General features: G+C 67.9%; 8 protein-coding genes and 1 pseudogene. All 9 read right to left on the bottom strand.

Translation table 11 applies throughout. The features are described from left to right. Positions 1-2: 2 nt before the first annotated feature. Positions 3-788: a 1,2-phenylacetyl-CoA epoxidase subunit PaaC gene (paaC, locus tag P7F68_RS17170; protein WP_277834968.1), complete on the bottom strand. Its 786-nt coding sequence runs from the start codon at positions 786-788 to the stop codon at positions 3-5. Beyond that, a complete protein-coding gene (gene paaB / locus P7F68_RS17175; RefSeq protein ID WP_002929410.1) occupies positions 788-1,084 on the bottom strand; it encodes a 1,2-phenylacetyl-CoA epoxidase subunit PaaB in 297 nt (98 codons plus the stop codon). The genes paaC and paaB overlap by 1 nt, the downstream gene beginning before the upstream one ends. Then, complete coding sequence (gene paaA / locus P7F68_RS17180; protein WP_002929409.1) at positions 1,081-2,085, bottom strand: 1,2-phenylacetyl-CoA epoxidase subunit PaaA; 1,005 nt, start codon at positions 2,083-2,085, stop codon at positions 1,081-1,083. The genes paaB and paaA overlap by 4 nt, the downstream gene beginning before the upstream one ends. Positions 2,086-2,192: 107 nt before the next feature. Further along, positions 2,193-2,978, bottom strand: coding sequence for an enoyl-CoA hydratase-related protein (locus P7F68_RS17185; RefSeq protein WP_002938943.1), 786 nt, complete (start codon positions 2,976-2,978; stop codon positions 2,193-2,195). A 16-nt stretch (positions 2,979-2,994) separates the two neighbouring features. Further along, positions 2,995-4,215, bottom strand: a complete 1,221-nt coding sequence (gene pcaF / locus P7F68_RS17190; RefSeq protein WP_277834976.1) for a 3-oxoadipyl-CoA thiolase — start codon at positions 4,213-4,215, stop codon at positions 2,995-2,997. Positions 4,216-4,225: 10 nt separating this feature from the next. Beyond that, on the bottom strand, positions 4,226-5,551 hold the full coding sequence (paaK, locus tag P7F68_RS17195; protein WP_277834990.1) for a phenylacetate--CoA ligase PaaK: 1,326 nt from the start codon (positions 5,549-5,551) through the stop codon (positions 4,226-4,228). 36 nt (positions 5,552-5,587) lie between these two features. After that, positions 5,588-6,055, bottom strand: coding sequence for a hydroxyphenylacetyl-CoA thioesterase PaaI (gene paaI, locus P7F68_RS17200; protein WP_002938940.1), 468 nt, complete (start codon positions 6,053-6,055; stop codon positions 5,588-5,590). After that, entirely contained in the window at positions 6,048-7,607 is a 1,560-nt protein-coding gene (gene paaH, locus P7F68_RS17205; RefSeq protein WP_277834993.1) for a 3-hydroxyacyl-CoA dehydrogenase PaaH, read from the bottom strand. Before paaH ends, paaI begins: the two co-directional genes overlap by 8 nt. Beyond that, a pseudogene (locus P7F68_RS19920) lies at positions 7,604-7,765 on the bottom strand (2-(1,2-epoxy-1,2-dihydrophenyl)acetyl-CoA isomerase); the annotation flags it as partial. The gene paaH and the pseudogene P7F68_RS19920, both read right to left, overlap by 4 nt.

The raw sequence follows: 7,765 nt of genomic DNA on the forward strand, positions 1-7,765 counted from the left end.
CCTTACCAGGTTGCGCCGGGGTGGGCGCGCGCCAGGCCCTGCATCTCGCCCAGCAGGTAGCTCAGGTGCTCGGAGTGGCGGCCGTGCTTGCCCTCGGGGATGTAACCGCGCACCTCGGGTCGCTTCAGCGTGGCCTCGGCGAGGGTGTCGGCGATGATGGCGTCCCAGGCGGCACGCAGGGTGCGCACGTCGACTGCGGCACCGGAGGCGATGGCGGCGTCTTCCACTGCGCTCGGCGTCCAGAACTCCTCGGTGTAGCGGAACAGGTGGTCGAGGGCAGCCTGGGCACGGGCATGCGACTCTTCGGTGCCGTCGCCGAACTTCACCAGCCAGTCGGCGGCGTGGTGCAGGTGGTAGCGTGCCTCCTTGAGCGACTTGGCGGCGATGGCGGCGAGGTCGCTGTCGGGCGACTTCTGCAGCGCATCCCACACCAGCACCATCAGCGCGCTGTAGAGGAAGTTGCGCACGATGGTGGTGGCGTAGTCGCGGTCTGCGGCCGCGTAGCCGACCAGGGCACCGTGGTTGGGCAGCTCGACCAGGGTGTAGTTGAGGAAGTCCTTGTCATCGCGGAAGTAGGCCAGGGCGTCCTCGGTGGCGCCGTTGCCCATGCGCGCCGCGGCGAGCTGGTAGAGCAGGCGGGCCTGGCCGATGAGGTCGAGGCTGACGTTGGCGAGCGCGAGGTCCTCTTCCAGGATGGGGCCGTGGCCACACCATTCGGCGTCGCGCTGGCCGAGCACCACGGCGTTGTCGGCCAGGTGCAGCAGGTATTCGACGGGTGCCTTGCTCATCACATGTGCCCCACTTCTTCAGGAATTTCGTAGAAGGTCGGGTGGCGGTAGATCTTGTCCGCAGCCGGGTCGAAGAGCTCGCCCTTGTCGTCCGGGTTGCTGGCGGTGATCGCGGCCGAAGGCACGACCCAGATGCTCACGCCCTCCTGGCGGCGGGTGTAGACGTCGCGCGCCATGTGCAGGGCCTGGGCAGCGTCGGCTGCGTGCAGGCTGCCACAGTGCTTGTGCTCGAGACCCTGCTTGCTGCGGACGAAGACTTCCCAGAGCGGCCAATCCTTGAGTGCGGGGGTGTTCATGCTGCCTCCTTTTGTGCGCGTTCTTGTTGCTTGCGTGCATGGGCCATGGCCGCGTCGCGGACCCACTGGCCGTCCTTGTGTGCCTTGACGCGGGTGGCCAGGCGTTCCTTGTTGCAGGGGCCGTTGCCCTCGACGGTGTTCCAGAATTCCTGCCAGTCGATCTGGCCGTAGTCGTAGTGGCCGCGCGCCTCGTTCCACTTGAGGTCGGGGTCGGGCAGGGTGACGCCCAGCACCTTGGCCTGCGGCACGGTGGCGTCGATGAACTTCTGGCGCAGGTCGTCGTTGCTGATGCGCTTGATGCCCCAGCGCATGCCCTGTGCGCTGTGCGCACTGTCGGCGTCGGGCGGCCCGAACATGGCCAGGCACTTCCACCAGTAGCGGTTGACTGCGTCCTGCACCATCTCGCGCTGTGCCTCGGTGCCCTTCATCATCACCAGCAGGGCCTCGTAGCCCTGGCGCTGGTGGAAGGACTCCTCCTTGCACACGCGGATCATGGCGCGCGAGTAGGGGCCGTAGGAGCAGCGGCAGAGCGGGATCTGGTTCATGATCGCGGCGCCGTCGACCAGCCAGCCGATGACGCCCACGTCGGCCCAGTTCAGGGTCGGATAGTTGAAGATCGAGCTGTACTTGGCACGGCCCGAGAGCAGGCCGTCGATCATTTCGTCGCGGCTGGTGCCAAGCGTTTCGGCGGCGGAGTAAAGGTAGAGGCCGTGGCCGCCCTCGTCCTGCACCTTGGCGATCAGGATCGCCTTGCGCTTGAGGCTGGGCGCGCGCGAGATCCAGTTGCCCTCGGGCAGCATGCCGACGACCTCGCTGTGGGCATGCTGACTGATCTGGCGCACCAGGGTCTTGCGGTAGGCGTCCGGCATCCAGTCCTGCGGCTCGATGCGGCCGTCGGCGTCGATGCGGGCCTCGAACGCGGCTTCCTGCTCGCTCTGCCCTGCGACGACGGCGAGCTTCTTCCCGGACTCATCCGGTATGTCCATTGCCTGGGTGTACATGTGTTTCCTCCTAGCAAACACCGCGCCGGAGAATGCCGGTGCGGAACGCGGGACGTGTGGCCCGCCCTTTCCTCAGTGGTCCGCTGCGCTCCGGGCGCGGCGGGGGTTCATGCCATCCATGCGGGCTGGCGCTTCTCGAAGAAGGCTGCGAAGCCCTCGCGCGCCTCTGCGGTGGCGCGCTGGCGGGCAATGCGGGTCGCGGTTTCCTCGCCGACCTCGGGGTCGATCGGACGCCCGTTGATCGCCGCGATCAGCTGTTTGGCTGCGAGCTGGGCCTGCGGGCCGCAGGCCAGCAGGGCCTGGACCAGGCGGTCCACGGCAGCGTCGAGTTCATCCACGGCAACGACCTCGCTGACCAGTCCCATTGCTTTGGCCTCCGCTGCACCGAAGCGTTCGGCGCTCTGGAAGTAGCGCAGCGCGTGGCGCGGGCCGATGGCGCGCAGTACGTACGGGCTGATGACCGCGGGGATGATGCCGAACTTGACCTCGGAGGTCGCAAAGCTGGCGTCGGCCGCGGCAATCGCCATGTCGCAGGCCGCGGTCAGGCCGGTGCCGCCGCCAAGTGCGGCACCCTGTACGCGGGCGATTGTCGGTTTCGACATGCTTGCCAGCGTATGCAGCATGGCGGCGAACTTGCGCGAATCGGCGAGGTTGTCGGCTTCGCTGCTGTCGGCGGCGCGGCGCATCCAGTTCAGGTCTGCACCCGCCGAGAAGTGCTTGCCACGGCCGGCGAGCACGACCACGCGCACGCCAGCGTCGGCGTCGAGCGCCGCGCAGGCAGCGGCGAGTTCGGCGATGAGCTGCTCGTCGAAGGCGTTGAATACCTCAGGGCGATCCATCCAGACGGTGGCGACGGCGCCGCAGCGTTCTATGGCAAGAGTGTCGTAGGTCATAGCCATGTCCTGTGCTTCAGACGCGCTCGATGATCATCGCGATCCCCTGGCCGACACCGATGCACATGGTGCACAGCGCGTAACGGCCATTGCGGCGCTTCAGCTCGTAGGCCGCGGTGGTGACCAGGCGCGCGCCGCTCATGCCGAGCGGGTGGCCCATGGCGATCGCGCCGCCGTTGGGGTTCACGCGCGCCTCGTCATCGGCGAGGCCGAGGTCGCGGACCACGGCGAGCGCCTGTGCGGCGAAGGCTTCGTTGAGTTCGATGACATCCATCTGGTCGAGGGTGAGGCCGGCCTTGGCCAGCACCTTGCGCACCGCGGGCGCCGGGCCGAAGCCCATGATGCGCGGCGGCACGCCGGCAGTGGCCATGGCGACGACGCGCGCGCGCGGGGTGAGGCCGTGCGCCGCGGCGGCGGCTTCGGAGGCCAGCAGCACTGCGCACGCGCCATCATTGACGCCCGAGGCGTTGCCGGCAGTGACGCTGAGTTCGGGACCGTTGACGCCCTTGAGCTTGGCCAGCATCTCGAGCGTGGTGTCGGGGCGCGGATGCTCATCGGTGTCGAACACGATCGGTTCGCCCTTCTTGCGCGGGATCTCTACCGGCACCAGCTCGTCCGCGAAACGGCCGGCGGCGTGGGCGGCGGCCCAGCGCTGTTGCGAGCGCAGCGCGAAGGCGTCCTGGTCGGCGCGCGAGATGTCGAACTCGGCGGCGACATTGTCCGCGGTCTGCGGCATCGAGTGCGTGTCGTACAGCTTCTTCATCATCGGGTTGATGAAGCGCCAGCCGATGGTGGTGTCGTAGATCGCGGCCTGGCGCGAGAACGCGCTTTCGGCCTTGCCCATCACGAAGGGCGCGCGCGACATGCTTTCGACGCCGCCAGCGATCATCAGCGCGGTCTCGCCCGACTTGATCGAGCGCGCGGCCAGGCCGATGGCGTCCATGCCGGAGCCGCACAGGCGGTTGACCGTGGTGCCGGGGACCTCGATCGGCAGCCCGGCGAGCAGGCCGGACATGCGTGCGACGTTGCGGTTGTCCTCGCCGGCCTGGTTGGCGCAGCCGTAGATGATGTCCTCCACTGCGGCCCAGTCGACCTGTGGGTTACGGGTCATCAGGGCCTTGAGCGGCACGGCACCGAGATCGTCGGCGCGCACGGCTGCGAGCGTGCCGCCGTAGCGGCCGATCGGGGTGCGAATGGCGTCGCAGATGAAGGCTTGGGGCGTTGAGGCTTGTGTCATCGTGCGCTCCTCAGAGCTGCTTCGGGCGCTGGTCGATGACGCGGCGGGCCTTGCCGGTCAGCGTGCGCGGAATGGTGTCGAACTCCATCACGCTCACCTTGGTGGTGATGCCGATGATGGTCTTGATGTGGGACTGCAGCTCGCGCGCGATCAGCTCGGTGTCGTTGCGGCTGAGCGCTCCCGACAACTCGCGCTGGACTTCGCAGCGCACCTCGACGTTGTCCATGTGACCGTCGCGGGTGAGCACGATCTGGTAGTTGCCGGACAGGCGCTTGTCGCGCAGGATCTGCTCCTCGATCTGGGTCGGGAACACGTTCACACCGCGCACGATCAGCATGTCGTCCGAGCGCCCGGTGATCTTGCCGATACGGCGGAACGACCGTGCAGTCGGCGGCAGCAGGCGGGTGAGGTCGCGGGTGCGGTAGCGGATGACCGGGAAGGCTTCCTTGGTGAGCGAGGTGAACACGAGCTCGCCTTCCTCGCCGTCGGGCAGCACCTCGCCGGTGTCGGGGTCGATGATCTCGGGGTAGAAATGATCTTCCCAGATCACCGGGCCGTCCTTGGTCTCGATGCACTCGCAGGCCACGCCCGGTCCCATGACTTCGGTGAGGCCGTAGATGTCGATGGCGTCGATGCCGAGCTTGCGCTCGATCTCGGCGCGCATGCCTTCACCCCAGGGCTCGGCGCCGAAGATGCCGACCTTGAGCGAGATCTCCTCGGGCTTGATGTTGAGGCGCTCGAACTCCTCTGCGATCACCAGCGAGTACGACGGCGTGACCATGATCGCGTCGGGGCGGAAATCGACGATCTGTTGCACCTGTTTCTCGGTCTGCCCGCCCGACATCGGCACCACGGTGCAGCCCAGGCGCTCGATGCCGTAGTGGGCGCCGAGGCCGCCCGTGAACATGCCGTAGCCATAGGCGTTGTGCACCATGTCGCCGGCGCGCACGCCGGCGGCGCGCAGCGAACGGGCGACGACGTCGGCCCAGTTGTCGAGGTCGTTGCGGGTATAGCCGACCACCACCGACTTGCCGGTGGTGCCGCTCGAGGCATGCAGGCGCAGTACCTTGTCGCGCGGCACGGCGAACAGGCCGAAGGGGTAGTTGTCGCGCAGGTCCGTCTTGGTCATGAACGGGAATCTGGCGAGGTCGGCGAGCGACTTGAGGTCGTCGGGGTGCACGCCCTTTTCTTCGCAGCGCGTGCGGTAGGCTGCGACGTTGTCGTAGGTGTGGCGCACCGACCACTGCAGGCGCTGCAGTTGCAGGGCGGAGATCTCGTCACGGCTGGCGGTCTCGATCGGGTCGAGTTCGCCGGGCTGGGGGCGCTTCACGGTCATGATGTTGTCCTCTCCTCTCTGTTCTTCGGGGGCCGCTCAGGCCTGTTCTGCTGCCAGGCCGGCGATGACCTCGCCGGCGATGCGGTAGCTCTTGCCACGGAAAAGCGCGACCGTCCTGCCGCTGCTGTCGCGCACGGTGATGTCATAGACGCCGGTGCGGCCCGAGGCCGAGCGCTCGATGGCCTCGGCGGTGAGCGTGTCGCCCTCCTTGCCGGGGGCGACGAAGTCGATGTTGCAGCCCGAGGCCACGGTGTTGCGGTTGTAGGCGTTGCAGGCGTAGGCGAAGGCGGTGTCGGCAAGCGAGAAGATGAGGCCGCCGTGGCAGATGTGGTGGCCATTCACCATGTCGCCGCGCACCAGCATGCTGAGCGTGGCGGTGCCGGGGCCGACGGCCTCGATGCGGATGCCCAGCGCCTGGGCGGCGCGGTCGCGCGACCACATTGCAGCGGCCACGGCTTCGGCCAGGGCCTGCGGGTCCGTGGGGATGGTCTGGATGTCAGTCATGGATCTTCTTTCCGGCAAGGACGCGCTGCTGGATGAGCGGCGAGACGCGGTAGCGGTCTTCGCCGTAGAAGCGGGCGAGGTTGGCGAGTACCGTGCAGATGGCCGGGAGGCCGACGCGATCGGCCCACTCGAGCGGGCCGCGCGGGTAGTTAACGCCGAGCTTCATTGCCGCATCGGCGGCCGCGGCATCGCATACGCCCTGATGCACGGCGTCGGCGGCTTCGTTGGCGAGCATGGCGACCGTGCGCATCACCGCCAGGCCAGGTGTATCACCGAGGCGGCAGACCTCGAAACCGGCGGCCTGAAGCAGTCCGATCGCGGCACCAACGGCTGGGGCGAAGCAGTTGATCGCGGCGCCGACGGCCAGGCGGGGAGCGCTGGCGTAGTCGAGTGCGAGGTCGATCAACACCACATTGTCGATGCCCGACTCGGCGGCGCGCTGGGTGGCCGTGCGGCCGTCAGTCACGAAGATCACTGCGCCGCCCACCTCGGCGATGCGGCCGTCTGCGGCCTCACCCCAGGTGTGGGCGATCTTGCGTTCGAACAGGCGATCGGCAAGCGCATGGGCCACGGCCGAGTGGCCATGCAGCACGATGTCGCCGGGTGCCTGCTGCGCCACGGCGACCTGCGCACCGGGACGCTCGGCGCCGTCGCGGTAGTCATAGAAGCCGCGTCCCGACTTGCGCCCGTAGAAGCCGGCGTCGACCAGCTCCTGCTGGATCAGGGAGGGGGTGAAGCGCGGATCGTTGTAGAACGCGTTCCATACCGAACGGGTCACGGCGAAGTTTACGTCGTGGCCGATCATGTCCATCAGTTCGAACGGCCCCATGCGGAAGCCGCCGGCGTCACGCATGATGGCATCCACCGTGGCACAGTCGCCACCGCCTTCATTGAGGATGCGTAGTGCCTCGGCGTAGTACGGCCGGGCGACACGGTTGACGATGAAGCCCGGGGTCGAGCGTGCATGCACCGGCGTCTTGCCCCAGGCCGCAGCGGTGGCGAACAGGGTGTCGGCTACGGCGCGCTCGGTGGCAAGCCCGGAGACGATCTCGACCAGCTTCATCAGCGGCGCCGGGTTGAAGAAGTGCAGGCCGGCCAGGCGCTCGGGGTGCTGCAGTGCGGCGCCGATCGAGGTCACCGAGATCGACGAGGTATTGGTACCGAAGATGCAGTCGGCAGCGACGATCTCTTCCAGGTTGCGGTACAGCGTCTGCTTGGCTTCGAGGTTCTCGACGATAGCTTCGATGACCAGTGCGGCATCGGCGAGATCGCCGAGCTGCTCGACGGCGACCAGGCGCGCGCTTGCGGCCTGTGCGGCCTCGGCACTCATCTTCGCCTTGTCGGCAAGCTTGCCGAACTGGGCGCGGATGCCCTCGATTGCCTTGGCGGCGGCGCCCGGTCGGTTGTCGAGCAGCTTGACCACGTGGCCGGCCGCAGCCGCGACCTGTGCGATGCCGGCACCCATGGCACCGGTACCGACCACGGCGACGATGGCCGAGGTGGGCAATGCGTGTGCGACGGGCTTGCAGGTCTGGGTGGCGTCCACGATCATTTCCCGGTGAACCTCGGTGCGCGCTTTTCAGTGAAGGCGGCGACGCCCTCGGCGTAGTCCGCGCTCCAGCCCAGCTCGCGCATGAAGCCGCCTTCGAAGGAGAGCTGCTGTTCGAGGGTGTGGCCGGGGGCGGCGTGCATGGCCTGGCGGGTGCGCAC

This window comes from Thauera mechernichensis (assembly GCF_029588855.1).
Lineage (GTDB): Bacteria > Pseudomonadota > Gammaproteobacteria > Burkholderiales > Rhodocyclaceae > Thauera > Thauera mechernichensis.

Bases quoted from the DNA above. Each gene is read 5' to 3' on its own strand.
- paaC (WP_277834968.1), bottom strand. From the start codon at position 788: ATGAGCAAGGCACCCGTCGAATACCTGCTGCACCTGGCCGACAACGCC.
- paaK (WP_277834990.1), bottom strand. From the start codon at position 5,551: ATGACCGTGAAGCGCCCCCAGCCCGGCGAACTCGACCCGATCGAGACC.
- pcaF (WP_277834976.1), bottom strand. From the start codon at position 4,215: ATGACACAAGCCTCAACGCCCCAAGCCTTCATCTGCGACGCCATTCGC.
- paaB (WP_002929410.1), bottom strand. From the start codon at position 1,084: ATGAACACCCCCGCACTCAAGGATTGGCCGCTCTGGGAAGTCTTCGTC.
- P7F68_RS17185 (WP_002938943.1), bottom strand. From the start codon at position 2,978: ATGACCTACGACACTCTTGCCATAGAACGCTGCGGCGCCGTCGCCACC.
- paaA (WP_002929409.1), bottom strand. From the start codon at position 2,085: ATGTACACCCAGGCAATGGACATACCGGATGAGTCCGGGAAGAAGCTC.
- paaI (WP_002938940.1), bottom strand. From the start codon at position 6,055: ATGACTGACATCCAGACCATCCCCACGGACCCGCAGGCCCTGGCCGAA.
- paaH (WP_277834993.1), bottom strand. From the start codon at position 7,607: ATGATCGTGGACGCCACCCAGACCTGCAAGCCCGTCGCACACGCATTG.